This is a genomic window from Allobosea sp. 05L423 (assembly GCF_056397745.1).
On record NZ_JBFTOA010000003.1, the window covers coordinates 649,314 to 675,192 of the forward strand.

The following is a 25,879-nucleotide window of genomic DNA, read 5'->3' on the forward strand; positions in this document are numbered from 1 at the left end:
GCCTTCTCGTCATGAGATTCCCGGGTCGGCGCTTCGCGTCGCCCGGGAATGACGTTCGGACTTTACGGGTTGATCTTCGGCAGGGTGGTGTTGATCACCTGCTTGCCGTTCACCACCTCGGCGAGGAAGCTCTCGCGGTCGAGATCGCCGTTCTGCTCGATGACGGTGTCGATCAGGATGCCCGGCTCCTCGCTCGCCTTGATGGTCGCGCCGCGAAGCGTGGCGGCCAGCCCCTTCGGGTCGAACTTCTTCTGCTTCTCGGTCGCCCATTTCACCATGAAGACGGCCATGTAGCCCTTGATGCCGTTATGGTCCGAGGAGAAGCCGTACTTCTCGCGATAGCGCTTGCCGAACTCCTGCAAGGCAGGGATCGGCGCATCCGTCGAGAGGCCGACATGGCCCTTGGCGCCGTTGGCGGCGTCGCCCGCGAGTTCCAGCACCTTGGCGCCGAGCAGCGTCGTCTCGCCGATCATCGGCTTGGTGATGCCCTGCTGCTTGGCGGCGCGCAGGAAGCGGGCGCTCTCCTCCTCGTTCAGATAGACGAAGACCGCATCAGCATTGGCGTTCTTCACCTTGATCGCATCGGCGGTGAAATCGGCCTGGCCCTGCTCGGTCGAGACGTCGGCGGCGACCTTGATGCCGGCCTTCTCGAGCTCGGGCAGGATGGTGTCGCGCCCGCCCTTGCCGAAGTCGTTGTTGACCCAGACCAGGGCGATCGAACCGGCCTTGAGCGTGTCCTTCATGTACTTGGCGATCTTCGGCATCGCAGCCGCCTGGCTGATCGAGGTGCGGAAGATGTAGGGGTTGCCCTGCCGGGTGAAACCCGCCGCCTCGCCGCCGACGATCTGGGCGACTTCGGCGCGCTGCGAGATCTGCATGGAAGCGCCGATCGGGCCGGAGAAGATCGGGCCGAGGATCGCATAGGCGCCTTCGTCGATGCCACGCTGCACGGCGGCGCGGGTGTTTCCGGGGTTGGTCTGCGTGTCGTAATGGACGATCTCGACCTGCTTGCCGAGGATGCCGCCCTTCGCGTTGATGTCGGCGGCGGCCATATCTGCGCCGTTCTTCCAGTTGGTGCCGGCGGCGGCGCCCGCACCCGACAATTCGATGACGTCGACCAGCTTGACCTTGTCCTGCGCCTGTGCGGGCAGGCTGAGGGCGGCGCCGAGCGCGGCGGCCATGACCCAGAGCGATTTCATATCCACATTCCTCCCAAGCCGTTTTTTCTTCGCCGGCTCGTTCCATCGACGAGAGCGTCTCGCGTTGCTGGGCAGGGCGAGCCCTGACGCAGCGCAAGCATTCGCTTATTGCGCGGCTTTGGGCCGGGATGTCCAGAGGGGCGAAGCGCTGGCGACGCGAGCCGTCCGGTCGAGCGCGCCACTGACATCGGCTGGCGGCGATCCGTTTGATGAGGCCGCCGCGATATGTGACCTATACCGGCAAGGCAGCGGGATTGCGGAGATGTTCGAATGAATCAGGACGCGCTGTTCGAGCAGCTCTGGAATGGCAGCGCCGCGATGGAGAAATGGACCGCAGCGGTTTCGCACGGCGCCATCACTCATGTCGCGGAGAACATCATCACGGTCCATACGACCTATTTCTGCGGCAGCGTGACAGCGATGCGGACCAGCGAGGGGCTGGTGCTGATCGACACTGCGAAGCCGGAGACGGCGCAGCAGACGCTCGATATCGTGCGCTCCTGGGACGACTCCCCCATCCACACCGTCATCTTCACCCATGGCCATATCGACCATACCAGCGGCATCACCGTCATCGACGAGGAGGCCGACAGGCGCGGGCTTCCGCGCCCGCGGATCGTCGCTCACCGCAATGTCGCGCGGCGCATGCAGCGCTACGAGGACACCCACGGCTTCAACAGCCTCGTCCAGGGCCAGCAATTCGACAAGCCGGGCTATGTCTATCCGATCGGCCAGCGGCGGCCGGACGAGGTCTATGACGACAGGCTGTTGCTGGCGATCGGCGGAGAGCGGATCGAGCTCTTCCATGGCCGGGGCGAGACGGACGACGCCACCTTCGTCTGGTTGCCCGAGCGCCGGGTTTTGGCGAGTGGCGACTTTGTGATCTGGGTATTCCCCAATGCCGGCAATCCGCGAAAGGTCCAGCGTTATGCCGCCGAATGGGCCTCTGCCTTGCGACGGATGGAGCTGCTCGCGCCGGTTGTCCTGATCCCCGGGCACGGGCCGGTGGTCTTCGGCGCGGAGCGGGCAGGGCAGATGCTCCGCGATGGTGCGGAGGCACTCGAGCATCTCGTGCGGAGACGCTCGCGCTGCTGAACCGGGGCGCGACGCTCGACGAGATCCTGCACGGGGTCAAAGTACCGGAGGCGTATCTCGCGAAGCCCTATCTCCTCGCGAAATACGACGACCCGGAGTTCCTCGTCCGTGGCATCTATCACCTCTATGCGGGCTGGTTCGATGGCAATGCGGCGCATCTCAAACCGGCTCGAACCACAGAGCTGGCATCGGAGCTGGCCGGGCTCGCCGGCGGTGCGGACAAATTGGCCGAGCGGGCTCTTGCTCTCGCCGGGCAGGGGCAGGCACGGCTGGCCGTCGAACTCGCCGAACTCGCTGGCGCCGCCGTGCCGGACGACGATCCGATTCAGGCGATCCGGGCCGACGTGCTGCGGACGCTGATCGGGACGGAAAGCTCCTTGATGGGAAAGGCCTTCCTGGCAGTCTACGAGCGCGAGGCCGCCCGGCGGTCGAAGGCCTGAGGGCCAGGCCGGGCCGTTCTATGGCGCAGCCGGGAGTTCTCTCGCCTTCCGTTCGAGCTCGCGGAACACCGGCAGCGTCTGGGCGGCGAAACTCTTGAGTTCGGGGTCGGTACCCTCGCCGGCATAGCGTTCCATCAAGACGGTCGATTCGTGGTGCGCGCTGCGCTGGGCATCGACATAGGCCCTGTCGAAATCGGCGCCCTGCCTATCGGCGAGATCGCGCAGCAGGTCGAGATGCTTGCCGTCCGGACGGTCGGGCAGGGCGATGTCGGAGCGCTTGGCGATGATGCGACGCAGGCTGCTGGTCGCCGCCGCCTGGTCATCCGCGAGGCGATGGGCGAAATCCTTGATCGCCGGGGAACTGCTCTTGTGCAGGGCGAGCGTCGCCGACTCCACGCCGAACATGTTGGCGACCGCTGTTTGCGTGACGAAGTCCTGCGCGGGAATTGCCTCCTGGGCACGAACGGCTCCGGTCGAGAGCAGGGCCAGCGCGGCCAGGCCGAGCACCGACGCCCCCGGAAAACGGTGATGCTTCGAAATCATGTTTCGGCAACCGGGAAGAAGGCCGCAGGTTCCATCGCATGGGTGCCTCACGGCCGCGCGCCTTGTCCCATTCCGGGCGCTGCGCTAGCAGGGCAAAGGCGCTTTGCCCTGCCGGACGCTGAGGGAACTCCATGCCGACCACTGTCGAGACTGTGCGCGATGCGCTCATAAGGGCCCGCCGCGAGCGCTCCCTGATCGAGACGGCGAGTCTGCCGATTCCTGAGACGCTTGCTGATGGTCATGTGACGCAGGCGGCAGTCGGCGGGGCACTCAACCTGCCGGAAGCCGGCTGGAAGGTCGGCATCGCCGAGGACGGCACGCCGGTCGCCGGCCTGATGCCCGGCCCCTACCTCGCAGCTGGCGATGTCTATGAGGGCGCGATCGGGGCCGAGCTGCGCGTCGAGATCGAACTTGCGCTCCGGCTAGCGCGCGACGTGCCTTTCCGTCCGGCCCAACCCTATTCGCGGGCCGAGCTGCTCGCCTGCTGCGACAAGGCCTATCTCGGCATCGAGATCGTCGAGAGCCGCCTCGCCAACTGGCATGGCAAGGTCGCCTTCCCGCTCTGGCTCGCCGACGCGATGGGCCATGGCGGCTACGTCCTCGGCCCGGAGGTCGACATCAAGACGCTCGATGACCTCACCGGTCTGGGCTGCTTCATCTCGCTCAACGGCGTGACGATCTATGATCAGCCCGCCGTCCACGGCAATGGCGATCCGATGGTGCCCTTCCTGGCCTGGGCCAATCGCCAGCAGGACAACCTCGGCAGCCTGCGCGCGGGGCAGATCATCACCACCGGCAGCCTCTGCGGCGGCGTGCTCTCGCCCGGCAAGGGCGAGGTCGTGACGAAGCTCTCGCCGCTGGCGACTGTTTCTCTGACGCTCCGGTAAGAAACGAGAGCGGCGGGCGCGCAGGCGGCCGCCGCATTCTCTTCGGCAGGCGCTAGGCCTCCTGCACCAGCGGCGCCGTCTCGTTGCCGACGACGCGGTCACGCCCCTGCCGCTTGGCTTCGTAGAGATGCACATCGGCATGGGCGACGAGGCCGCGAATATCCTTGGCATCGTCGGGGAAGGTGGCTACGCCGATGCTGATCGTCGGGGCCGCCGCAAATTCCTGGGCCAGGGTGCGGTGGACGGCGACCCTCATCCGCTCGGCGGAAGCCAGGGCCGCAGGATGCGACATGTTCTCGCAAAGCACGACGAATTCCTCGCCGCCATAGCGGAAGATGAGATCGTCGCCGCGGATTTCCGCGCGCAGGCAGTCCACGACGCGCCGGAGCACCTCGTCGCCGACGACATGGCCGTAGCGGTCATTGATGCTCTTGAAATGATCGACATCGAGGATCGCGAGGCTGACGGGCCGTTGTGCCGCGATGCTGCGCGCCAGAATGGTCTGGCCGAGCGTCTCGAAGCGCTCCCGGGTCAGGGCGCCGGTCAGGGCGTCGCGGCCGCTCTTGCCGAGCAGTTCCTCGTATTTGTGCCGGTAGGTCAGCTTGTGGAAGATGTCCGAAAGCGGCTGCGGTGCGAGTTCCGGCGTCCGGCGTTCGAACAGGTTGAGGTAGAGGCCCATCAGCGTCGCATAGGTCGCGGCGGCGCCCATCTTGGCCACCCAGCCGCCGAACAGCGCGCCGAGCGGCGTGCCGGTCACCATATGCAGTCCAATGAAGAAGCCGACCTGATCGAAGGTCAGGATGATGGCCAGGCTCAGGCAGGAGCGCAGCACCAGCGATCGCGGCAGCAGCAGGCGCAGCCTCTCGTAGAGCAGGATCAGCGCAATGGAATCGATGAAAAGCAGCGTCGTGCCCCAGACCATCAGCGCGCCCATCTGGTCGATCAGGACGAGGTCCGGATTGTAGCCGGGCAGCGTGACCGGCGGGCCATAGAGCCGCAGGGTCGCCACCAGCGCGACCATCAGGAAATTGCCGATCAGCAGTCCGTAGATCGGCTGCCGCACCGTCTCGGCGTCTTCCCGGATGTAGAAGAGCAGGATGATTGCAAGCTTGCCCGAGAACAGCACGGTCGAACCCGGCGAGAGCAGGCCGAAGGGCAGCTCTATGAAGAAGACCGCGGCGAGATAGGTCTCCAGAAAGTGCATCACACCGAGCGCGCAGAGGAAGGCGCCGAGCCCCATCAGGTGGCGCAGCCGGAACAGCGCGGCCATGACGCCGAAATAGATCAGGGCTTGCGTGAACAGCAGGATGGTGCCGGGCATGCTGAGGGTCTATCGCAGTTCGTTCTAACGAGGGATCAACGGTGTTCAGCCCGATAGCGCACCCGGGAACGGTGGTGAGTTTCAGCTATTAACCTTCGGGCTCTTGAAAACCAATGCTTAGGCTTTTCACGACAGGCTCTTTCGAATCCGGCGGGCAGTCCGAAGGATTACAGATCCTTGAGCATTGCGCATGCTCGCTCCCGCCTTATGATGACGGCGGGTATCGGAGACGGTTTCGATTGTGTGGCGGCGTGGCTTGGAGGGTGGATGCGGTTGTGGCGTAGGGCTGGGCATGCCGTCGCGCTGAGCGGCGGCTGTGCGTTTGCCACACTGCTGGGCCTGCAGGCTGAATCCGCCCGGGCTTTCGACCTTTCGTCGCTGGACGTGTTCGGCCTCTTCACCAAGAAGGACGAGCCGCCGGCGGCGAGCGCGTCGAGCCTGCCCTACAAGCTCGACTTCGATCTCGGCGATGCTGAAAATGCCAAGACGCTGACGCGTACCCTGCAGGACGCTTCGCTGCTGTATCGGCTGCGCCAGGATGCGCCGCCCGATGGCGAGACGCTGGCCCGCCGCATGGCCGCCGATTTCAACCCGCTCGTCGACGCGCTCTGGTCGCAGGGCTATTTCAACGCCGACGTCGCCATGGTCGTCGACGGCGTTTCGCTGACGCTCGGGGTGGAGCCGAACGCGACGTTGATCCGGGCGCTGGAAGCGCATCGCAATCGCGATGCGGTGCCGATCACCATCAGGGTCCGGCCCGGCAAGGTCTTTGGTCTGCGCAAGATCGACGTGGTCGAGCGCGACGAGTCCGGCCCGCCGGCGATCGCAAACCCGCTCAAGGTCTCGAAGCTGAAGGAGGGCGAGCCGGCGACCTCGGCTGCGCTGCGTGGCGCGCAGGCGGCGTTGGTCGACTATATGCGTGCCCAGTCGCGCCCGCTCGCCAAAATGGTCGAACTCAGGCCGGTTGTCGATCATGCCACCGGCATCATGGACGTCACCTACGTCCTCGATCCCGGCCCTCTGGCCGGCTTCGGCGACATCACGGTCGGTCAGACCGACGAGATTCCGCCCGCGGTCGTGCGCTCCTTCATCTATCTCGAGCCCGGCGATCCCTATTCGCCCAAGGCGCTGGCCGACACGCGCCGCTCGATCGCGAAGATTCCCGCTGTCGGTTCCGTCCGCATTCGCGAGGGCGACAAGCTGGACCGTGCCGGCAACTTGCCGATCTTCGTCGACATCACCGAGCGGCCGAAGCGCCTGTTCGGGTTCTCGGCCCGCTATTCGACCATCGATGGCCCGACGGTGAAGACCTATTGGGAGCACCGCAATCTGTTCGGCGGGGCCGAGCGGCTGCGGCTCGAAGGCAGCATCTTCCTGGTGCCGCGCATTGACGGCACCAAGATCAGGAGCTTCGGGGATTTCGAGGAATCCGATATCGGCGGGCGCTTCGGCTTCAGTTTCCTCAAGCCGGCATTGGGCGGCAGCCGCTATGATTGGCTGCTCGACGGCTTCGCGACGCGCGAGCGCGTCGGCACCAGCCGCTATGGCGGCTACACGGCGCGCTACGCCAATGTCACCACCGCGATCATGCGTCGCTTCAGCGACACCTTCTCGGTCCAGGCCGGCCTCGAAGTGGAACGCGGCCAGACCAGCGACGTGCTCGGCCAGGTGACATACACGCTGGTCGGCATCCCGCTCTCGGTGAAATACGATTCGACCGACAGCCCGCTCGATCCGACGCGCGGCGTCCGGGCGGCTGCATCCTTTGCCGCCTATCCGGCCTTCCTCGGCTCGACCGTCGGCATCTACCAGACCAAGGCGGCCGTCTCCGCGTACTATGCGCTCGACGAAGATGCCCGCTATGTCCTGGCCGGCCGCATCGGCTTCGGCTCGGTCGCGGGCGCGAATCTCAACGAAATTCCGGCAACGCGGCTCTTCTATGCCGGCGGCGGCGGCTCCGTGCGCGGTTACGCTTATCGCAGCATCGCGCCCTTGGGGCCGCTGAACCAGGTCGTCGGCGGGCGGAGCCTGTTCGAGTTTTCGGCCGAGGCGCGCATCAAGCTCACCGATACGATCGGCATCGTGCCCTTCTTCGATGCCGGAACGGCTTACGAGTCGACCTTCCCGGACGGGAAGCAGCCGTTGCAGATGGCCGCAGGCCTGGGCCTGCGCTATTACACCGGCATCGGCCCGATCCGCGTCGATGTCGCCGCGCCGCTCAATCCGCGCAAGGGCGACAAGCCGGTCGCGCTCTATGTCAGCATCGGGCAGGCCTTCTGATGCGCCGGCTCCTGACCCACCTCGCCGATATGAAAGCCCTCGTCCTGAGGAGCGTCGCTAGGCGCGTCTCGAAGGGTGCTTCGGCGGGCTCGGCAACCTCCTGGGCCAATCTTCGAGAAACCGCTTCGCGACTCCTCAGGATGAGGGCTCGCGGGGCGGCGGGGCTTTTCGCCCTGCTCACGGCGGGCTTTCTCGTCTCCGCCCATTTCGGCGGTCTCGCGCAGAATGCCCAGAGCGACCGCGGCATCGTCGCCGATCTCATTTCCAAGGCGCTTTCCAGCGACACCAGCCAGGTCTCGATCGGCGAGGTCAATGGCGCGCTTTCCTCCGATGTCGAGATTCGCGACATCGTTCTCTCCGACCGCGACGGCGTCTGGCTGCGCCTCGATCGTGTCCGCCTGATCTGGACCCGCAGCGCCTTGCTGCTGCGCCGCCTCGATGTCGACCGCCTCGAGATCGGCAAGCTGGAACTCCTGCGCAGGCCCGCCCGGCAACCGGCCGGTGCTGCGCCGAGCAACGAGCCGATCCTGCCGGAGCTGCCGCTGAAGGTGATCCTGCGCGCCTTCCAGCTCAACGAACTGGCTTTGGGCGAGCCGGTTCTCGGTGCCGCCGCGCGCCTTGGCGCGACCGGCTCGGCATCGCTGGGCCCACCGAGCGAAGGGCTCGACCTCAAATTCGAGGCGCGCCGCCTCGACATGGGCGGCACCTTCAACGTCAATCTCGCCTTCGTCCCGCAGACGACGCGCCTCCAGCTCGCTGCCAAGCTCGACGAGCCGGCCGGTGGATTGATCTCGAAGGTCGCGGGCCTGCCGGGCGAGCCGCCGGTCAAGCTCGATCTCAACGGCGACGGGCCACTCGATTCCTTCCGTTCGAACCTGACCTTCACCGCGGGGCCGACGATCGGCGCGGAGGGCTCGGCGACGCTCAACCGGGCCGGTGTCGAGCGCCAACTCGCGCTTGCGCTCGATGCGCGCATCGAAGGTCTGATGCCCGCGCCGGTTGCTCCCGTCTTTGCCGGTTCGACCCGCCTCGACGGCGCGGTCGGCTTCCGGGACGACGGCGGCGTCGACATCCGTAGTCTCGCCTTGGTCTCCGCGCTCGCGCGGCTGGACGTGCTCGGCCGCTACAACGCCGACAAGACGCTCGATATCCGCGTCAGCGCCGCCTCGCGTCCAAATGCCGATGGCCGGACTGTCGCCTCCGGCGCCGAGATCGGCAAACTGGCTTTCGACGCGACGATCCGCGGTCCTGTCGCCGGCCCGACCGTGGTCGCGACCCTGGAGGCGCAGGACGCCAACATGCCGGCCGGCCGATTCGGCAAGGTCGGGCTGACCTTCAACGCGACGCCGACCGGCACCATCGGCGAGCCGGGGACACGCATCGCGCTGACCTCCGACGGCGAAGCCAGCGGGATCGCGCTGACCGACAAGGCGCTGGCGCGGGCGGTGGGCGACAAAGTCACCTTCACGCTGCGCGGCACCGCGCAGGACGATGGTACCGCCGATTTCGAGACGTTGAAGCTGGCCCTCTCCGGCGTCGAGCTGGATTACAAGGGCAAGCTCGGCCAGGCGCGCGTGCTCGGCAAACTCAAGGCCGTCCTGCCTGATCTTTCGCGGCTCAGCGGACTTGCCGGGCGTCCACTCGGGGGGAGGGCGGAGGTCACCGCCGATCTCGACGCGACGCCGCGCCTCAACAACTACACCGCCGCGCTCGACGGCAAGGCCGAGCGTCTCGCCACCGGCGCTGCCGTCGTGGACCGGTTGCTGGCGGGCAATCTCACCCTTGCCGGGCGCGTCAATGCGCTTGCTGGCGACTACACGGTGAACGGCCTGCGTGTGGCCGGGCAGCATGCCGCCTTCACCGCCGATGGTTCGCTCGGTCGGCAGCAATCCAGCTTGAAGCTGGCGCTTGCGCTGCCTGATCTCAAGCGCGCCGATCCGCGCCTCTCCGGTCGCGGCGACATCACTGCCGAGATCACCGGCCCGCAGAACAGACTCGATGCAACCGCGCGAATCGCCGTCGCAAACGCGACCGCTCTCGCCCGGCCGATCCCGCGCCTGACGATCGATGCCGTGGTGAAGGACCTGCAGGGAGCGCTGAACGCCAGCGTCGCGCTCACCGGCGAAGTCGATGCCAAGCCGGCGACGGGCCGGATCGAGCTCGCGCGCCAGCCCGACGACGGTTGGAACCTCTCGACACTCGACCTTTCGATCGGTTCGGTCCGGCTGAACGGCGGTCTCACGCTCGATCCGGCGAGCCGCGCAGCCGGCCGGCTGACGCTGGCCGCGCGCAATCTCGACGACCTTTCGGCGCTGGCGCTGGCCAAGCTGGGCGGCCAGCTCGATGCGGACATCATCCTCGCTACGCCAGATGGGCGACAGGATGTCGACCTGACGGCGCGCGGCTCGCGTCTCGTCGGGCCGTCTGTCTCCATCGACAAGCTTGATGCCAAGCTCGGCGCCCGCGACATCTATGGCCGGCCGATGCTCGACGCGGCCGTGGCCATCGACCGCGCGGTCGCCGCCGGCGAGACGATCAGTGCCATCCGCTTCGACTCGAAAGGCGCATCCGACGCCAGCGCCTTCACGCTGAGCGCGAATGCACGCGGCTTTGTCCTGAAGGGCGCAGGCCGGCTGGTGCCAGGCGAACCGTTGAAGCTGGAGATCGCCTCATTCGATGCTCGCCGCGACGGCAGGGCGATCACGCTCGCCAACCCGGCTTCGCTGAGCTTCCCGGCCTCGGGCGTCGAAATCGCCAACCTAGCCCTGATGATCGACAAGGGCAGGGTGACGCTCGATGGCCGGGCCGGCGAGGCGCTCGATCTGCGCTTCACGGCCCGCGACGTGCCGCTCGCGGCCGCCCGCATCGCATCGCCCAATCTGAATCTCTCCGGCACCCTGAACGCCGAGGCGCAGGTCAAGGGCAAGCCGGGCGATCTCGCCGGCCCCTGGAAGCTGAGGATCGCCCAGCTCGTGACGCCCGAGACGCGTCAGGCCGGTTTGCCGCCGGTCGAGATCACGGGTGAGGGGGCTTTCAAGGGCGATGCGACCAGCGTTTCCGCCACGGTGAATGCCGGCCGGGGCGCCAGCCTGACATTGCGCGGGACTGCGCCTCTGAACGCGGCCGGACCGCTCGATCTGGCCGCGCAAGGCCGCGTCGACGCCGTGCTCGCCAATCCGATGCTGGCCGTGAACGGGCAACGTGTGACCGGCAGCGTCGCCGTCGACATGCGTGCCGGCGGCACGGCGTCCGCACCGCGCCTCAGCGGCAACGCCGGCTTGTCGAACGGCAGCTTTACGGATGCGCTGCAGGGGATACGGCTCAACAACATTGAGGCCCGCGTCGCGGCGAATGGCGACAATCTGACGATCGAACGCGCTTCGGCGCGTGCGCCCAATGGCGGCACGATCTCGGCCAGCGGCCAGGTCAAGGTGGACCCGGCTGCGGGCTTCCCGGGCAATATCCGCATCCGCGGCGACCGCGCCCAGCTCGTCTCCAGCGGGCTTGTCACCGCGGTTGCAGGGATGGATCTCGAGATCAGCGGCCCGCTGGCGCAGCGCCCCCGGATCGGCGGGCGGATCGATATCGCATCGCTCGAGGTCTCGGTTCCCGACCGGTTGCCGGCTTCGCTTCGGCCGGTCGATGGCATCAAGCACATCAATGCACGCGGGACCGCCGCCGCCAGGCTCGCCGCAGAGCGTCGGGCTCGGGAGGCGCGCGGCCGCGGGCGGGCAGGTCCCGCTTTCGATGCGGCGCTTGCGCTGACGGTGTCGGCTCCCAGCCGCGTCTTCATCCGCGGGCGCGGCATCGATGCCGAACTCGGCGGCGAGATCCGCGTCGGCGGCACATCTTCCGCGCCGGTCCTCAATGGCGGCTTCGAATTGCGGCGCGGCCGCCTTAGCGTGCTCACGCAGCGCCTCGACTTCAGCCGCGGCAGACTCACCTTCGCAGGAGGGTTGATTCCCGAGCTGGATTTCGTCGCCGAGACCAGCGCGGGCGACGTGACGGCCAGGATCACCGTCAGCGGCCCGGCTGACCAGCCGAGCTTCGCCTTCACCTCGCAGCCCGAGCTGCCGCAGGATGAGGTGCTGTCGCGGCTGCTCTTTGCCCGCGCCTCCGGCTCGCTTTCCCCCTTCCAGGCGCTCCAGCTCGCCCAGGCTGCAGCCCAGTTCGCCGGCGGCGGCGGGGATGACACCTTCGAGCGGCTGCGCAAGTCGCTCGGCGTCGACAATCTCGATATCCAGATGGGCGCCGGTGGCCCGACCGTCGGCGCCTCGCGTTACATCAGCGACAACGTCTCCGTCGGCGTGAAGGTCGGGGCGAAGCCCGAGGACAGCGGTATCTCGGTCGGCGTCGACGTGACGAAGCGCTTGAAGCTCCAGGCTGAAACGGGAGCGGACGGCAGCGCGGCCGTCGGAATCGGCGCCGAGTGGGAATACTGATCGTCCGGCGCCGGGGAATCGCGCGCGCCAAGATTCGCAGCCGGAGCGGTTCCGGAGCTTCATGATTCCCCCTTGGATCTGTTCAAAACCGGCCTGCCGGCGCCCGCGGGGTTAATGGTTCGTAAATTTCGAGCCTCAAAGCGTGGCTCGTCTGCAACACCGGATTTCAAAGCATCCCATGCACAGCCCTTGGCGGCTGATCCTGGTTGATCGGCGAGGGCGCTTTCGTATGGTGGGAATGCGTCGGGACGTTCCCGGTCGCTGTTTTTCGTCCTCGCCTCCGAAATAGGTCGGTGACGCGGGCGAAAGACCGGGAATAGGCAGGTTCTGCGATCAGGCTGAAAGTCTGGGGCGGGGGGCAGGCTGAAGCCCGAGGGTCTCGAAACTCTTTTGGAGGTTACCAAATGAAGCTCGTTAAGAGCCTCCTCCTCGGTTCCGCCGCCGGCATCGCCGCGGTCGCCGGGGCTCAGGCCGCCGATCTTCCCTCGCGGAAGGCCGCTCCGGTCGAGTACGTTCGCGTCTGCACTGCCTACGGTGCTGGCTTCTTCTACATCCCGGGCACTGACTCCTGCCTGCGCATCTCGGGCCGCGTTCGCGCCGAGTACGCCATCGGCACGCGTTACAGCGACTTCCAGGATGCTTACGGCACCCGCGCCCGTGGTCGTCTGAACGTCGACGTCCGCACGCAGACCGCCTACGGCACCCTGCGCACCTTCATCCGCTACGAGCTGACCAACAACACCGGCATCTACAACCAGGGCGCCGTCACCCCGTTCAACGTTGGTTCGACCGTTCCCGGCCTCGTCCGTGGCCCGTCGTCGACCTCGACCGGCTCGCTGGTCGACCTGGCGTTCGTGCAGTTCGGCCCGATCACCGCTGGTCGCGCTCAGTCGTTCTTCGACTTCTACGCTTCGGACCTGAACTTCGCTTCGATCCGTACGGCTGACTCGCGCGTCAACCTGTTGGCCTACACCGCGACCTTCGGTTCGGGCTTCTCGGCCACGATCTCGGCTGAAGACCGCACCTCGGGCACCTCGGGCCGCGAGCTCGCGGGCGCAATCTTCAACCCGCTCACCCCCGGCGTTGGCGGTATTGCCGTTACCGCTCAGGGTCAGAACTTCCCCGATCTCGTCGCCTCGCTGCGCGTCGATCAGGGCTGGGGCTCCGCTCAGCTGTCCGGTATGGTCGGTCAGCGTAGCTACGCCACCGCGACCAATATCACTGCGGTCAACGGCGATGAGATGGTCTGGGCCATCCAGGGCGGCGTGAAGATCAACCTGCCGATGCTCGCCGCTGGCGACGCTCTGTGGCTGCAGGCTGCCTATGCTGACGGCGCCCTCGGCTACCTCGGCTGGTCCCCGGCCAGCCTCGGCCTCGGCCGCGTTGGCTCCCTCACGCTCGCCGATGCCTCGATCAACCCGATCACCGGCAACATCAACAACTCGACCGGCTGGTCGCTTGTTGCGGCGTTCCGCCACTTCTTCACCCCGACGATCCGCACCGAGATCAGCGCGTCGTACTCTGAGCTGAAGTTCAAGTACAACGACGTCAACGCGACTGCGTTCAACGGTGTCTTCGCTCGTTCGGCGGACCCGAAGGAGTTCCTGCTCGCTGGCGCTCTGATCTGGTCGCCGGTCTCCGGTCTGGATATCGGTGTCGAAGTGCTCTACTCGCATCTCGACGTCAATTCGCCGGTCGGCGTCGTCAGCAACGCCAACGTCCGCAGCGGCGTGCTCGGTATCAAGTCCGACGACACCGTTGCTGGCCGCTTCCGCATCCAGCGCGACTTCTGATCGGTCTCCGATCTCAGTCGGAAGCCCCGGGGAAACCCGGGGCTTTTTTATTGCCGGTGGCTTGGGAACGCCGCGGTTGACGGGCGGTCACGGTCGAGCCGGATCCGAGGGAGGCACCGTTCGCGTCGGCGACCTGGACGGTTCGGTGCAAGCCGGCGGTTGAAACAAAAGCCTGCGGATCGTCAGGTAAATTATTGATAGAATGGACCGGTCGCGGTTGTCGGATGCCTGGGGCTGAGCATTGACCAGTGCAGGTGAAGGGGGGCGTGACATGTCGCAGCCGGCGCGCTGGTTCTGGGGTCTGATTCCACTGGTCCTGCTTTGGGGCGCCGGGAATGTCGGGCTCGACGCGGCCATCGAGCAGGATGTCGGCGAGCGCGCGGTGCGAGCCGTTGCCGCAGAGGCCGGTCAAGCCCCGGGCGCCCGTCCTATCGTGGCACAGGTCGAGGGCCGAGACGTCACGATTTCCGGGGAGGTCCTGTCGACCGACGGCGCCACCCGCGCCATGGCGCATCTGCGCGCCGAATTCGGCGTCCGCCGGGCGCTGGGCGGTCTGTCGCAGGTCGTTGCGCAGAAGCCCTATTCATGGTTCGCGGGCCGGCTCTCGGATAGCGTTACGCTCGGCGGCTTCGTCCCAGATATCGAGACGGCGACCGCCAATCTCGTTGCAGCAGGCGCTGCACTGCCCGGCCTGCGGATCGACGATCGTCAGACTATCGCATTCGGCGCGCCGGACGGCTTCGCGGCGATGACCGCTGCGATGATCGCCGAACTGCCGAAGCTGGCTTCCGGACGGATCGCGCTCGACGACAGCCGCTTCTGCATCGAGGGGAAGGCCGTGACACCCGATGCGTTCCGCGCTCTCGAGGCCGCTATGGTGCAGTTGGCCCGGCCCGGCTTCCAGGCAGTGAAGTGCGATCTGGAGCCTCCGACCGTCACACCCTATCGCTGGAGCGCCGAGCACCGTGCCGACAATGAGCTCGTCCTGCGAGGATTCTATCCGAACGACGAGATTCACAGGCAGCTCTTCCAGGCGGTGCAGCGTGCCTTCGGGGCGGCGGTGGCGCTGCGCGATGAACTGCAGCCAGGAGACGGCGCGCCGTCCGCGTTCCTCGAGAAAATCGCGCGGGCCGCTGCGGACCTTGCCCGGCTTCGGGAAGGCAGAGCCGAGCTCAGCGGGGATGTCTATACGCTCTCCGGCAAGGGACCGGACAACTATGAGGCCTGCCAGGCACTGCGCCTGCAGATCGCACAGCTGGACGGCCCCGATTCGGTCGCGCGGGTCGAGATCGACTGTCCTCCGGAGCCGCCGCCGGCCCCTGTCGTCGTGCCGCCGCCCGAGGTGCCGGGCCTGATCCTGAAGGACGTGCTGCCGGCAGCTCCGGCACCCGGTCACCCCACCTCTGCTTCCACGGTACCCCTCGATTCCGGGCCTGCCACGCTACCGGCGACACCTTCCACTCCGGTCGCTGATCCGACAAGCGTGCAGCCAGCGACAACTCCGGTGCAGCTCGAATGGAACGCAAGACGCGCGGACGGGCGCGTCTTGCTGAGCGGAGTTCTGCCGAGTGAAGCCGAGCGCGCCAATGTAACGGCCGTGGCGCGGCGCCTGTTCGGGGAAACGGCGCTCGACGACCGCATGAGGGTCGAGCCTGTATTGCACACCGAACTCGACATCCCGGCGTCGCTGTCCTTCGCGCTTGAGGTCCTGTCGAAGCTGAAGGCGGGATCGGTGAGGATCCACGACAAGGCCTTTGTCGTGGCCGGCGAGGTTGCGGACGCCGCGGCTCTCGGAGAGCTGCACGATCTCCTTGCCCGAGGTGGTCCGGCAGGGCTCACCATGGGGTCTCCGCCGGACAGCGTCGCGGTTCGGCCTTATCGGCTGGGGTTGTCGGCGGATCGTACCGGCCTGCGCCTGGCCGGTTTTCTTCCTGACGAAATGACGCGTGCTGCTCTCCGTTCGCTCGTTGCCGATTCCCCGCTGAAGGATCGGCTCGATGATGGGGCGGTCGTCGTGCCGGGGGCACCGGCCGGTTTCGGTGCTGCGGCGCGGGTTGTCCTCACCGATCTGCTCCGGCTGGATCTCGGCTCCGCTTCTGTCGAGGATGATCTCGTCAGCATCCGCGGACTGACCTGCCGCGAATTGATCAGGAGCGAGGTCGAGACCAGCGCCGCCTCTGGCCTGCCACCGGGCTTCAAGGCCGACGTCGTGATCAGCCTGCGTCAGACCGGTTGCGTCGTCGACCCGCCGGCAAGCTGTCAGAACGATCTCGACGGCCTGACCACGCGCAACACTGTGCTGTTCGGGCAAGGAACCTCGGCCGTAGAACTCGACGCGACGACCGAGCGGGTGATCGGCGAGGCGACGGCGATCCTCAAGAAGTGCCCGGGCTCTCAGGTCACTATCGAGGGGCATGCCAATCGCGATGGCGAGTGGCGCGGCTTCGACAATATGGATCTGTCGCTTCGGCGGGCTCTGCGTGTGCGCGACGAGCTTGCGCGGCGCGGGATTGATCCGGGGAAGCTCGCGGTCAAGGCCTATGGCAGCACGCGTCCGATCGCGCCCTACGATAAGCCGGAAGCCAAGGCGATGAATCGCCGCGTCCAGTTCACAGTGGCGAAGTAGGAGGCGGACATGCTCTATCTCGCCAGCCAATTCGTCTGGTTCCTGCTCGCCGCCTTTGGCCTGGGCCTCGCCATGGGCTGGATCAGCCATGCTGGCGGTAAGGTCCGGCTGTGGAACGGCGCCTGGACCGTTGTCGCCGTGCTCTGGGCCGTCGGTGCAGCCTTGGCCTGGTTCCAATGGCTCAACGGTGCCGTCGCGACATGGGTGGAGACCGCTCTGCTGTTCATCGCTGCGTACTGGGCGGGCTGCGTCTGCGCCAGCTTGCTGCCCAGGCCGGCAGCTGTGAGCGCGGTGGGGGCATCCGCTCGTAGAGCGCAGCCGTCCACAACCGCTGCACAGGTCGAAAATCCGTTAAGAGCAGCTCGGGAGGTGCCCACCGATGCGCTCCCGTCCGTCGAGAACGAAGCGGATTTGCCCGGCCGGCGGCCTCCCGGTCAGGCAGCGGCTCGCGGCGGCAAAGCGGACGATCTGAAGCTGATCAAGGGCGTCGGCCGGCAGAACGAAGGCCGTTTGCACGGTCTTGGCATCTGGCATTTCGAGCAGATCGCGGCCTGGACGCCCGACAATATCGAATGGGTCGGCAGCTACCTGGCCTTTCCCGGTCGCATCGAGCGTGAAGACTGGGTTGGCCAGGCGAAGGTGCTGGCAACGGGGGCGGATACCGAGTTTGCCGCTCGCGCCAAGGCCGGACAGGTGGAGACGTCGCGCGACGACGGATCGTTCGGGCAGAGCAACGTCGCGGACATTTCTAGCGAAGCCAAGGCGGAACCGCCGAAACCCTGAATTCAGGCTGCTCGGCGCTCGGCCCGTGCGATCAGCTTGCCGATGCGCCGGGCCATGTCCTTCGAGCCCAGTAGCGGGGCATGGCCTTGTCCGGGAACGCTGTAGACCTCGCAATCGGGATGGCGCTCGGCCATGTCCTGCAGGGTCTTCTCGGCCAGCAGATCGGAGTTCGCGCCGCGGATCGCCAGCAGCGGCACCGCTTTGAGCCCGTCGAAATAGGTCCAGAGTACCGGCAGCGGCGTTTCGAGATCGAGCTCCTCCAAAACCTTCATGAGCCTGGTATCGTAGTCTGGCTTGAGCGGGCCGTCGCGATCCGTCCAGGTGCGGCGGGCCATGATCTCCCATTCAGCCTCGCTGAGCGCCGGGAAGTGCTGATCGGAGAGCCGCTTCAGGATCTCGGCGCCTTCCGAGAAGCTGCGCGGCACCGGCAGCTTGCCGACATAGCCGCGGATGCGCAGCAGGCCGCGCGCGTCGATCACCGGGCCGACATCGTTGAGGACCGCGCCGCGAATAACGGCGGGACGTGCCGCCGCCAGCGCCATCGTCAGAAGCCCACCGCGCGAGGTGCCGATGAAGACCGCCTCATCGATGCCCATCGCGACCAGGACCTGCATGAGGTCGTCGAGTTCGATGCGGATGTCGTAGTTCTTCCAGTTGCGGTCGTAGTCCGAGAGCCCGCGGCCGCGATAGTCGAGGGCGAGTACGCGCCGCGGCTTGGTTTCGTCCTGCGCGAGAGCCAATGCCAGCTCGTGGAAATCGGCCGCCGTGCGCGCGAAGCCCGGCAGGCAGACGACAGGCAGCGCGGTCGCTTCGAGCGGGCCATAGTCGCGCAAATGCAGCTTCAACCCGTCGCGGGCGCTGACGAAGCGGGAGGTGAAGGCGGTATCCGAGGTCATAAGGGACTCGAGGCGGAGGGCTGGAGGCACCTAACCACGCCGATGGCAGGGGTGGAAGCCGGGTTTCACGGCTGGCCGTCAGGCCGCTCCCCAACGCCGCAGTTTGGCGAGGCATCGGTTGAAGACATCGAGTTCTTCCGGCGTCAGTACGGACAGGAAATCGTGCTCCATCTCTTCGCCGAGCCTGTCCGCCTCCCTCCTGATGGCTTCGCCCTTCGGCGTGAGATGGAGGGAGACCTTCCGGGCATCGGCGCTTTCGAGCTGGCGGTGGACATGGCCTTCGTCCACCAGCTTGCGAAGATGCTTGGAGATCAGCGTCTGCTCGATGAAGGTCGCTTCCGAGAGTGCGCGGGACGACAGCCCCGGCGCGTCCCCGATGGCGCGGATCACACGCAGCTCGCGGATGTTGAGGCCGAGCTGCCCCTTGTAGACCTGCGACGCCTTCGCCATCGCGGTCTGGCTCAGCTGATCCAGCCGGAAGGTCAGGAAGGTGTCGCGCGGTGGCATTGTCTGCTCGTCAGCGCTTCTTGTTCTGCCGGCCCGCCAGCGTGAGCGCAATCAGCGAGAGCGCTGCGCAGGCCAGCAGATAGTAGGCCGGCACCAGGTCGGAGCCGGTCTTTGCCACCAGCCAGGTCAGCGTGAAGGGCGCCAGCCCGCCAAACAGCAGAACGACCACGTTGTAGGCGACCGACATCCCGGTCGAGCGGACATCCGTCGGGAACATGCCGGCGAGCAGGCCCGGGGTGGGCGCCCAGATCGCCGCGATCGGCAGCGCGCAGATCGCCTGGACCAGCAGCAGCCGCTCGAAGCTCGGCTCCGCCACGACATAGGCCAGCAGAGGATAGGAGAGCAGCGAGAAACTCAGCATGCCCAGAAGCCAGATGCGGCGCGGGCTCCAGCGGTCGGCGAGATAGCCCATGATCGGCACGAAGATGAACAGCAGGATGCCGCCGATGAGCGAGCTCAGCATCGCGCTGGTGAAGGGCAGCTTCAGCTGCCGCACGACATAGCCGGGCAGGAAGATGAACCAGACATAATTCGAAGCGGTGCCGGGGATCATGAGGCCGAAGCAGCGCAGCAGGGCGTTGCGATGCTCGGCCAGCACGGCGCGGAACGGCGTGCGGCCGGCGTTGCTGCCGCCCTGCTTCTCGTATTCGGGGGATTCGTCGACGAAGCGGCGGATATAGAAGCCGAGCGGCGTGATCAGCGATCCCAGCAGGAAGGGAATGCGCCAGCCCCAGCCTTGCAGCGCCTCCGGCGTGAGCAGGGTCGCCAGCGCGTAGCCGGAGAAGGCCGCGAGCGCGAGCGCTAGCGCCTGCGAGCACATCTGGAAGCTGCCATAGGTCATCTTGCGGCCGGGCGGAGCGTATTCGACCAGCATCGCCGTGGCCGAGGCGAATTCGGCGCCAACCGAGATCCCCTGCAGGATGCGGGCGATGATGACGAAGATCGGCGCGAGGATGCCGATCGTCGCATAGCTCGGCGTCAGGCCGATCAGCACGGTCGAGAACCCCATGATCAGGATCATCACCGTCAGAATCGGCTTGCGGCCGAAGCGATCGGCATAGGTCGAGAGCAGCACGCCGCCGATCGGCCGCACCAGGAAGGAGATCGCGAAGGTCGCTGCCGTCAACAGCGCCGAGACAAGCGGGTCCGAGCTCGGGAAGAAGACCTGCGAGATGATGGTGGCGAAGAAGCCGTAGACGAGGAAGTCATACCATTCGAGGCCGTTGCCGATCACCGAGGAGATCACGGCGCGGCGGACCATTGCGGGGGAGCGCGCTTGTCCGGCTTGGATAGCCGCGGCGGTCATGCGCTGGTTCCTTGCGTCTGACGCTCGACGATCCGGCACAGAATGCTGGCGCCTATCGGGAGCAGGCGGTCGTCGAAATCGAAGGTCGGGTGGTGGCACATCGCGCCGGGCTGGCCGAGAAAGATGTAGGCGCCGGGCCACTGACGCAGCATCAGCGCGAAGTCGTCGGAGAAGGGCAGGGGCTTCAGGTCGGTCCTAACCTTCGCCTCGCCGAGAACAACTCCGGCGGCTGCAGCCGCGGTGGCTGCCGCGCGTGGGTCGTTGAGGCAGGGCGGGCAGCTCGCCTTCTTCGTGCAGGTGATCGTGCAGCCCGACATCTCCGCGAAACCGCGGCAGATCGCGTCGAGCTTCTCGACGATAGCGGCCTCCGTCGCCGGGTCATAGGTGCGGATCGTGCCGCTGAGTTCAGCTGAGGCCGGGATGATGTTGGCCGCGGTGCCAGCGCAGAGACGGCCCAGGCTGATGACGGCGGGCTCCATTGGGTCGACATGGCGCCCGACGATCGAGGAGATCTCGTTCGCGAGCCGCGCCGCGACCTGGAGCGGATCGACCGTGGTATGGGGCGCCGCGCCATGACCGCCGACGCCGTCGATCCGGATCTCGAAGACCGTCGTTCCGCTCAGCGTCGGGCCGGGGCGGACTGCGGCCGTGCCTTCCTCATAGAGCGGGATGGTGTGCAGCGCGTAGACTTCCGAGCAGGGGAAACGCTCGAACAGCCCGTCGGCGATCATGCGCTCGGCGCCCTGGCCGATCTCTTCGGCCGGCTGGAAGATCAGATGCACCTTGCCGCGCTTGGGAGGATTGGCCGCAATCTGACGCGCGGCCGCCAGCAGCATCACCGTATGTCCGTCATGGCCGCAGCCATGGAATTGACCCTCCGTGCTCGAGCGATAGTCGAGCCCCGTCTCCTCACCCATCGGCAGCGCGTCCATGTCGGCGCGCAGTCCGATGGTCGGCCCCTCCGCCGCGCCCTTGATGACGCCGACGAGGCCGGTGCCGCCCAGTCGGCGATGAACCTCGACGCCGAAGGAGGAGAGCGTCTGTGCGACGAAGTCCGATGTCCGGAACTCCTGGAAGGCGATCTCGGGATGGGCGTGAAGGTCGCGGCGCCAAGCCTGAAGCGTCGGCGCGAAATCGGCGATGTCCTGCAGCATCGAAGTTCCTCCGCTGAAGGCAATGGGTATTTGAAAGTTTCAAATATTGCAATGTTCAGATAACATCATTGCCGTGCCGGCAAATCTCGGGCGCGAACGAGACATACGGCACGGAACCGCGTCGTCATCCCGGGCGCAGCGAAGCGGAGACCCGGGATCCATGCCGGCGCGTTTGCCGGAAAGGCTCAGCCGTGGATCCCGGATCGGCGCGGCGTCGCCGCTTGTCCGGGATGACACAGTTCCGGCGCTGCAAGACTCAGTCGCGCTTGCCGCCGCGCTTCAGGTCGTAGTCGATGAGGTAGGCGGTGCGCTGGTTCAGGCGCTCGCGATAGACCTGCAAATTCTCCATCACGCGCTGGACGTAGTTGCGCGTCTCGGAGAAGGGAATGCGCTCGACCCAGTCGACGGCATCCACATCAGGGTCGCGTGGATCACCATAGGCAGCGATCCATTTCTTCACGTTCGGAGAGCCGGCGTTGTAGGCAGCGAAGGTGAGGATGTAGGAGCCGCGCCACTCCTTCAGCAGGTCGTTGAGATGGGCCGCGCCCATCTGCGCCGCATAGAGCGGGTCCTGCCCGAGCTTCTGCCAGTCGAAGGGCAGGCCGGCGCGGCGCGCCGTCTCGCGCGCGGTCGCAGGCATCATCTGCATCAGCCCACGTGCCCCGGCATGGGACATGGCGGCGGGGTCGAAGGCGCTTTCCTGCCGGGCGATGGCATGGACGATGGCGCGCTCCATCGGGTCGCCGAGCACGTCGAACTCCGGGATGCCGTTGACCGGATAGGCAGCCATGTCGAGCGGGAAACCGCGCTGCAGCGCCGCCTTGCCGATGCCGACGAGCGCGCGGGCATCCGTCTCGCGCTGGGCGATGGCCGCAATCGCTTCCAGCGCTTCGGTGGTGTGCAGGCGCTGTGCCAGATCGTTCAGCATCAGCGTGGCGAGGTCGCGCTCGCCGATGCGGTAGAGCAGCCGCACGCCATGATGGCCGGGCAACCCCTCAAGGGCCACAGCGGAGGTGCTCCGGAGCGGCAAGCGGTCCAGCCCCAGTTTCGCCCGTGCGAGCTGGCCGTAATAGGCGACAGGCTGCTCGGCCGCCTTGCCGAAGGCCGCTTTCGCTTCCTCGGCTTGGCCCAACTCCTCATAGGCGCGACCCCGCCAATAGGCGGCGCGTGCCACCGAGATCGGCGTTTCGCCGATGGCGCCTGCCGCATCGAAATGCTTCAGCGCCACATCCGGCTTCTTCAGGAAGCGGAGTGCGATGAAGCCGGCGTGCCACTCGGCTTCGATGCGCTGGGCCGGGTCCTCGGCACCATGGCCGGCCGCGACTTCATAGGCTTTCGCCGGCTGGCCGGCATCGAGGAGCTTGCGGGAAATGATGCGCCGCTCCTCCCACCAGCCGTCGCCATCCCCGAGCAGCGCTGGATCGCGCGGGACGTTGGCGAGAGCCTTCGCGGCATCGTCGAGCTTGTCGCCACGGCGCGCTTGCTGTGCCTGCAGGAAGGCGAAGGAGACGTCGCTGCGGACGGAGGTCGGCACGGCCGCGATCTGCTTCTCGGAGATCGGCCGGCGCGCTCCGGCGCTGGCAAGCCGCGCCCTCGCCAACACGACATAATCGGCTGAGACGCGGGCAGCATTGCGCAAAGCCGCCGCGTCGTTGTCCTTGAACAGAAAGCGCTCGGTACGCAGGCGATGGTCGTCCTTCGTCAGCGCCGTCTCGAATTCCTTGAGGACGATCTTCTCCAGCGCTTGCCCGAACGGGTCCTTGCGCCAGCTCTGGCGCACGAGAGCCACGGCCTCTTCGGTTCGTCCCTCGTCCTTGAGTGCGAGCGCAAGCGCGATCCGCCCGGCTGGCGACACCGGCTGCTGGCCGTGAAAGAACGCACGGACGACGAGCGGGCTCTTCTTCTCGGCGATCAGCGCCTCTTCGGCGCGGCGTCGAAAACGGGTCGTTGCGGGATAGTTCGGATGCTCGCGCAGGAAGCCGTCGATGCGCGTGAACGATACGGTGCCTGCATTGGAGTGGATCGCCACCCATTCGAGCAGCGTGCGGACGGCGCGGTCCTCGATCCGCGCTGCAAGCTCATCGCCGTCACCGAGCGCGCCGCGGCGATAGGCGGCGATGGCACCCTTCACGGCGTCCAGATTGATTGCATCCTCGGCGCGCAGGGCGGAGGGTGGATAGGGCAGCAGTGCGCCCGTGGTCTCGACGTCGCCGATCATGGCGAGCTTGCGCTGACTCGCCAGCATGCCGTCATCGCCCGCCTGTGTCGTCGAGGCGGAGAGCAACGCAGGCAACAGCAGGCCGACTAGTCTCCTCGCGGCAGCAGGCGAGGCCATGGCGGGTCTCCATCCTGGGGCAGGCATCGGGGAATGATGGTCGCGGAAGGGGGTTTATGAAGGCTTAACTATGAGGCCACGGATTTTCATGCATTGCCGGCTTTGCCTTGACCAAACGACGGTTTATGTGTGGCGGCCCGACAACCCGTGTTTCGCTTCAGGATCTGCCCCATGACCAAGCACATTGCCTTTACCGGCTCGATGCCCGCTCTGGTCACCCCCTTCAAAGCCGGCAAGGTCGATGAGGAGGCGCTGCGCGCGCTGGTCGAATGGCAGATCGCGAGCGGTTCGACCGGCCTCGTCCCCGTCGGCACCACCGGCGAGAGCCCGACGCTCTCCCATGACGAGCACAAGCGAGTGGTCGAGATCGTCGTCGATCAGGCCAAGGGCCGCGTTCCGGTGATCGCCGGCGCCGGCTCCAACAACACGATCGAGGCGATCGACCTGGCCGTTCACGCGGAAAAGGCCGGCGCCGACGCCGTCCTTGTGGTGACGCCCTACTACAACAAGCCCACCCAGGAGGGCATGTACCAGCACTTCAAGGCGGTGAACGATGCGGTCGGCATCCCGATCATCATCTACAACATCCCGCCGCGCTCGGTGGTGGACATGTCGGTCGAGACGATGACGCGGCTCTATGAGCTCAAGAACATCGCGGGCGTGAAGGATGCGACTGCCAATCTCGCTCGCGTCTCGCAGCAGCGCCACGCCATGGGGCCGGACTTCATCCAGCTCTCGGGCGAGGACATGACGGCGCTGGCCTACATGGCTGCCGGCGGCCACGGCTGCATCTCGGTCGTCGCCAATGTCGCGCCGCGCCTCTGCGCCGATCTGATGGACGCCACGCTGAAGGGCGATTTCGCCAAGGCGCTGAAGGTGCAGGATCGTCTCGTGCCGCTCCATGACGCCATCTTCAAGGAGCCGGGGCTGGCCGGTGCCAAGCATGGGCTCACGCTGCTCGGCCGTATCGAGGAGGAAGTCCGCCTGCCGCTGCTGCCGGTGACGCCGGCCACGGGCAAGGTCATCCGCGAGGCCATGGTTTTCGCCGGGCTGTTGAATGCCTAAGTAAGGATTGCGTTCGACCGGTCTTCCCGGCCGACGTCAGGGAATTCCGGGATGTACGAGCCCAGTCACTTCAAGGTCGAGGACCGCGCGCAGCTCCACGCTGTCATCCGGCAGCATCCGCTCGCGTCGCTGGTGACAGTGGGCGAGGGCGGGCTGATCGCCAACCCCGTTCCCTTCATCCTTCATGCCGATGAGGGCGAGAACGGCGTGCTGCGCGCCCATCTCGCGCGTCCCAATGCGCAGTGGAAGGCGATCGCGGCCGGGGCGGAGACGCTGGTCATCTTCACCGGCGTCGAGCGCTACGTCACGCCGGCCTGGTATGCGACCAAGCGGGAGACCGGGAAGGTCGTGCCGACCTGGAACTACGTCACGGTGCAGGTCCGCGGCCCCGCCCGCGTGATCGAGGATCCTGCCTGGCTGCGCGCCCAGCTCGAGTCGCTGACGCAGCAGCAGGAGGCGCCTCGCGCCGAGCCATGGGCGGTCTCGGACGCGCCGGAGCCTTTCATCGCGGCACAGGCGCGCGGTATCGTCGGCGTCGAGATCGAGATCGCCTCGATCATCGGCAAGTTCAAACTCAGCCAGAACCGGCGGGAGGACGACAAGCTCGGCGTCCTCAACGGCCTGAGCGCCGATCCTGAAACGGACGCACAGGCGATGGCCTCGCTGGTGAAAAAACATGGATTCAGTGGAACTGCATGAAGAAGCCTGATCCCGCCCGCTACCGGCTCGCCGCCGACAACCGCAAGGCGCGCTTCAATTACGAGATCAAGGAGACACTGGAGGCGGGCATCGCTCTGCAGGGCACCGAGATCAAGTCGCTCCGTGGCGGCAAGGCGACGATCGGCGAGAGCTATGCTGGCCCGATGGGCGAGGAGCTCTTCCTGTTCAACGCCTATATCCCGGAATATTTGGAGGCGAACCGCTTCAACCATGAGGTTCGCCGGCCGCGCAAGCTCCTGCTCCACCGGCGCGAGATCAACAAGCTGATGGGCGCGGTCCAGCGCGAGGGCATGGCTCTGATCCCGCTCAAGGTCTATTTCAACGACAAAGGCAGGGCGAAGGTCGAGCTCGGCCTCGGCAAGGGCAAGAAGCTCCACGACAAGCGCGAAACCGAGAAGACCCGCGACTGGAACCGCGACAAGCAGCGGCTCTTGAAGACCGGTGGGTGAGGCCTATTCAATAGGCGCCCGCGCCACACCTTGCCATG

At 66.6% G+C, this 25,879-nt stretch carries 19 protein-coding genes; 11 read left to right on the forward strand and 8 right to left on the reverse strand.

Annotated features, from left to right (window positions below):
• Positions 1-62 precede the first annotated feature (62 nt).
• Positions 63-1,199: an ABC transporter substrate-binding protein gene (locus tag AC1DNE_RS11275; RefSeq protein ID WP_441468407.1), complete on the reverse strand. Its 1,137-nt coding sequence runs from the start codon at positions 1,197-1,199 to the stop codon at positions 63-65.
• Between the two features lie 270 nt (positions 1,200-1,469).
• Between AC1DNE_RS11275 and AC1DNE_RS11280 the strand changes: the two genes are divergently transcribed.
• Positions 1,470-2,294 carry an MBL fold metallo-hydrolase gene (locus tag AC1DNE_RS11280; protein ID WP_476841048.1) on the forward strand — a complete coding sequence of 275 codons (825 nt, stop codon included), beginning with the start codon at positions 1,470-1,472 and terminating at the stop codon, positions 2,292-2,294.
• A gap of 23 nt (positions 2,295-2,317) precedes the next feature.
• Positions 2,318-2,734, forward strand: a complete 417-nt coding sequence (locus tag AC1DNE_RS11285) for an alkyl sulfatase dimerization domain-containing protein (protein WP_476841073.1) — start codon at positions 2,318-2,320, stop codon at positions 2,732-2,734.
• 18 nt (positions 2,735-2,752) lie between these two features.
• On the opposite strand, the gene AC1DNE_RS11290 is transcribed toward AC1DNE_RS11285, so the two are convergent.
• Entirely contained in the window at positions 2,753-3,277 is a 525-nt protein-coding gene (locus tag AC1DNE_RS11290) for a DUF4142 domain-containing protein (protein WP_441468405.1), read from the reverse strand.
• 131 nt (positions 3,278-3,408) lie between these two features.
• Between AC1DNE_RS11290 and AC1DNE_RS11295 the strand changes: the two genes are divergently transcribed.
• Entirely contained in the window at positions 3,409-4,164 is a 756-nt protein-coding gene (locus AC1DNE_RS11295; RefSeq protein WP_476766082.1) for a hypothetical protein, read from the forward strand.
• 52 nt (positions 4,165-4,216) lie between these two features.
• Here AC1DNE_RS11295 and AC1DNE_RS11300 read toward each other — a convergent pair whose 3' ends face one another.
• The gene (locus AC1DNE_RS11300; protein ID WP_476841049.1) at positions 4,217-5,485 is read right to left on the reverse strand and encodes a GGDEF domain-containing protein; all 1,269 of its coding nucleotides are present in this window, start codon (positions 5,483-5,485) and stop codon (positions 4,217-4,219) included.
• 267 nt (positions 5,486-5,752) lie between these two features.
• Here AC1DNE_RS11300 and AC1DNE_RS11305 point away from each other — a divergent pair, with 267 nt between their 5' ends.
• The 5 genes from AC1DNE_RS11305 to AC1DNE_RS11325 all read left to right on the forward strand — a co-directional run bounded on the left by AC1DNE_RS11305 (position 5,753) and on the right by AC1DNE_RS11325 (position 17,409).
• On the forward strand, positions 5,753-7,765 hold the full coding sequence (locus AC1DNE_RS11305) for an autotransporter assembly complex protein TamA (protein ID WP_476766080.1): 2,013 nt from the start codon (positions 5,753-5,755) through the stop codon (positions 7,763-7,765).
• 140 nt (positions 7,766-7,905) lie between these two features.
• Positions 7,906-12,207 (forward strand): translocation/assembly module TamB domain-containing protein, encoded by a 4,302-nt coding sequence (locus tag AC1DNE_RS11310; RefSeq protein ID WP_476841050.1) that lies wholly within the window; start codon positions 7,906-7,908, stop codon positions 12,205-12,207.
• A 404-nt stretch (positions 12,208-12,611) separates the two neighbouring features.
• Positions 12,612-14,000 (forward strand): porin, encoded by a 1,389-nt coding sequence (locus tag AC1DNE_RS11315; protein ID WP_441468400.1) that lies wholly within the window; start codon positions 12,612-12,614, stop codon positions 13,998-14,000.
• Between the two features lie 271 nt (positions 14,001-14,271).
• The gene (locus AC1DNE_RS11320) at positions 14,272-16,626 is read left to right on the forward strand and encodes an OmpA family protein (protein WP_476766078.1); all 2,355 of its coding nucleotides are present in this window, start codon (positions 14,272-14,274) and stop codon (positions 16,624-16,626) included.
• Between the two features lie 9 nt (positions 16,627-16,635).
• Entirely contained in the window at positions 16,636-17,409 is a 774-nt protein-coding gene (locus tag AC1DNE_RS11325; protein ID WP_476841051.1) for a hypothetical protein, read from the forward strand.
• 2 nt (positions 17,410-17,411) lie between these two features.
• Here the strand turns inward: AC1DNE_RS11325 and AC1DNE_RS11330 are convergent, their stop codons facing one another.
• The 5 genes from AC1DNE_RS11330 to AC1DNE_RS11350 form a co-directional block, all read right to left on the reverse strand.
• Positions 17,412-18,305, reverse strand: coding sequence for an alpha/beta fold hydrolase (locus tag AC1DNE_RS11330; RefSeq protein ID WP_476766076.1), 894 nt, complete (start codon positions 18,303-18,305; stop codon positions 17,412-17,414).
• Between the two features lie 78 nt (positions 18,306-18,383).
• Entirely contained in the window at positions 18,384-18,812 is a 429-nt protein-coding gene (locus AC1DNE_RS11335) for a MarR family winged helix-turn-helix transcriptional regulator (protein ID WP_441468396.1), read from the reverse strand.
• A gap of 10 nt (positions 18,813-18,822) precedes the next feature.
• Entirely contained in the window at positions 18,823-20,118 is a 1,296-nt protein-coding gene (locus AC1DNE_RS11340; RefSeq protein ID WP_476766075.1) for an MFS transporter, read from the reverse strand.
• On the reverse strand, positions 20,115-21,272 hold the full coding sequence (locus AC1DNE_RS11345) for an amidohydrolase (protein WP_476766074.1): 1,158 nt from the start codon (positions 21,270-21,272) through the stop codon (positions 20,115-20,117). Before AC1DNE_RS11345 ends, AC1DNE_RS11340 begins: the two co-directional genes overlap by 4 nt.
• Positions 21,273-21,528: 256 nt before the next feature.
• Entirely contained in the window at positions 21,529-23,607 is a 2,079-nt protein-coding gene (locus AC1DNE_RS11350) for a lytic transglycosylase domain-containing protein (RefSeq protein ID WP_476841052.1), read from the reverse strand.
• Between the two features lie 171 nt (positions 23,608-23,778).
• On the opposite strand from AC1DNE_RS11350, the gene dapA reads away from it, so the two are divergent.
• From dapA to smpB, 3 genes are read left to right on the forward strand one after another with little or no spacing between them, the layout of a single operon-like run.
• The gene (gene dapA / locus AC1DNE_RS11355) at positions 23,779-24,672 is read left to right on the forward strand and encodes a 4-hydroxy-tetrahydrodipicolinate synthase (protein WP_441468392.1); all 894 of its coding nucleotides are present in this window, start codon (positions 23,779-23,781) and stop codon (positions 24,670-24,672) included.
• Between the two features lie 51 nt (positions 24,673-24,723).
• Complete coding sequence (locus AC1DNE_RS11360; protein ID WP_441468391.1) at positions 24,724-25,371, forward strand: FMN-binding negative transcriptional regulator; 648 nt, start codon at positions 24,724-24,726, stop codon at positions 25,369-25,371.
• Positions 25,368-25,841: an SsrA-binding protein SmpB gene (gene smpB / locus AC1DNE_RS11365; RefSeq protein WP_441468390.1), complete on the forward strand. Its 474-nt coding sequence runs from the start codon at positions 25,368-25,370 to the stop codon at positions 25,839-25,841. The genes AC1DNE_RS11360 and smpB overlap by 4 nt, the downstream gene beginning before the upstream one ends.
• The last annotated feature ends 38 nt before the right edge of the window (positions 25,842-25,879 follow it).

What these genes read in the sequence shown, in the direction of transcription:
- AC1DNE_RS11315 (WP_441468400.1), top strand. Translation starts at nt 12,612, where the DNA reads ATGAAGCTCGTTAAGAGCCTCCTCCTCGGTTCCGCCGCCGGCATCGCC.
- AC1DNE_RS11275 (WP_441468407.1), bottom strand. Translation starts at nt 1,199, where the DNA reads ATGAAATCGCTCTGGGTCATGGCCGCCGCGCTCGGCGCCGCCCTCAGC.
- AC1DNE_RS11345 (WP_476766074.1), bottom strand. Translation starts at nt 21,272, where the DNA reads ATGCTGCAGGACATCGCCGATTTCGCGCCGACGCTTCAGGCTTGGCGC.
- AC1DNE_RS11320 (WP_476766078.1), top strand. Translation starts at nt 14,272, where the DNA reads ATGTCGCAGCCGGCGCGCTGGTTCTGGGGTCTGATTCCACTGGTCCTG.
- AC1DNE_RS11305 (WP_476766080.1), top strand. Translation starts at nt 5,753, where the DNA reads ATGCGGTTGTGGCGTAGGGCTGGGCATGCCGTCGCGCTGAGCGGCGGC.
- AC1DNE_RS11360 (WP_441468391.1), top strand. Translation starts at nt 24,724, where the DNA reads ATGTACGAGCCCAGTCACTTCAAGGTCGAGGACCGCGCGCAGCTCCAC.
- AC1DNE_RS11290 (WP_441468405.1), bottom strand. Translation starts at nt 3,277, where the DNA reads ATGATTTCGAAGCATCACCGTTTTCCGGGGGCGTCGGTGCTCGGCCTG.
- AC1DNE_RS11295 (WP_476766082.1), top strand. Translation starts at nt 3,409, where the DNA reads ATGCCGACCACTGTCGAGACTGTGCGCGATGCGCTCATAAGGGCCCGC.
- AC1DNE_RS11280 (WP_476841048.1), top strand. Translation starts at nt 1,470, where the DNA reads ATGAATCAGGACGCGCTGTTCGAGCAGCTCTGGAATGGCAGCGCCGCG.
- AC1DNE_RS11330 (WP_476766076.1), bottom strand. Translation starts at nt 18,305, where the DNA reads ATGACCTCGGATACCGCCTTCACCTCCCGCTTCGTCAGCGCCCGCGAC.
- AC1DNE_RS11310 (WP_476841050.1), top strand. Translation starts at nt 7,906, where the DNA reads ATGAGGGCTCGCGGGGCGGCGGGGCTTTTCGCCCTGCTCACGGCGGGC.
- AC1DNE_RS11325 (WP_476841051.1), top strand. Translation starts at nt 16,636, where the DNA reads ATGCTCTATCTCGCCAGCCAATTCGTCTGGTTCCTGCTCGCCGCCTTT.
- smpB (WP_441468390.1), top strand. Translation starts at nt 25,368, where the DNA reads ATGAAGAAGCCTGATCCCGCCCGCTACCGGCTCGCCGCCGACAACCGC.
- AC1DNE_RS11340 (WP_476766075.1), bottom strand. Translation starts at nt 20,118, where the DNA reads ATGACCGCCGCGGCTATCCAAGCCGGACAAGCGCGCTCCCCCGCAATG.
- dapA (WP_441468392.1), top strand. Translation starts at nt 23,779, where the DNA reads ATGACCAAGCACATTGCCTTTACCGGCTCGATGCCCGCTCTGGTCACC.
- AC1DNE_RS11350 (WP_476841052.1), bottom strand. Translation starts at nt 23,607, where the DNA reads ATGGCCTCGCCTGCTGCCGCGAGGAGACTAGTCGGCCTGCTGTTGCCT.
- AC1DNE_RS11300 (WP_476841049.1), bottom strand. Translation starts at nt 5,485, where the DNA reads ATGCCCGGCACCATCCTGCTGTTCACGCAAGCCCTGATCTATTTCGGC.
- AC1DNE_RS11335 (WP_441468396.1), bottom strand. Translation starts at nt 18,812, where the DNA reads ATGCCACCGCGCGACACCTTCCTGACCTTCCGGCTGGATCAGCTGAGC.